The sequence below is a fragment of the Mesorhizobium sp. M1A.F.Ca.IN.020.06.1.1 genome, assembly GCF_004023265.1.
Taxonomy (GTDB): Bacteria; Pseudomonadota; Alphaproteobacteria; order Rhizobiales; family Rhizobiaceae; genus Mesorhizobium.
Genome location: NZ_RZSR01001601.1, coordinates 1 through 696 on the forward strand (window position 1 = coordinate 1; position 696 = coordinate 696).

The 696-nt window shown below is 63.8% G+C and carries 1 protein-coding gene; it reads right to left on the reverse strand.

Annotated elements, in window-relative coordinates; genetic code table 11:
• Nucleotides 1-552, reverse strand: a 552-nt coding sequence (locus tag EOA60_RS35800) for an aminotransferase class III-fold pyridoxal phosphate-dependent enzyme (RefSeq protein WP_164899915.1), incomplete at its 3' end; no start/stop codon positions are given.
• Between the last annotated feature and the right edge of the window lie 144 nt (nucleotides 553-696).

Consider the following 696-nt stretch of genomic DNA (forward strand, 5'->3'; position numbering starts at 1 on the left):
GCGCCAGGCGGCCGGCGCCGGCACCGTCGGCATCACCCGCATCAATGGCGTAAAAGTCTCGGCAAGCGCGTCGTCGCCGGTGATGGCGAGCGAACCCAGCGTGCCACCGTGATAGGACGGGAAGCGGGTGATCACCTTCCAGCGCTTCGGCTGCCCGGTGGCGACCGCCCATTGCCGGGCGAGTTTGATGCAGGATTCGGTCGCTTCCGAGCCGCCCGAGACGAAGAAGATGCGGTCCATGCCTTCGGGCAGCTTGTGAGACAGTGCCCGCGCCAGTTCTTCCGCCGGTTCGTTCTCGAAATGAAGCCGATAGGCGAAGGTGGTCTTGTCCATCTGCCGCTTCATGGCGTCGAGGACGTTGCGGTTGGAATGGCCGATATTGGCGACCATCGGTCCGCTCGAACCATCGATGAAGCGGCGGCCGTCCTTGGTCCAGAAATAGATGCCCTCGGCGCAGTCGACGAGTGGCCGGCGCAGGCTGGAGAGATAGAACAAATGCGACGGCGGCCGCGCTTCGGCTTCAGGCGAGGGCTGCACTTCCGGTGTCGGCATGTCAGGACTTTCCGAGATAGCGGTCGAGAACATTCTTGGTGACGCGTTCGACCATCGCGTCCTGCCTTAGCAGGCCGGCGACCCATTCGCAGCTTCCGGCGTGGAAGACTTCGCCCTTGCCGCGCGGGAAATTGACGATCATGC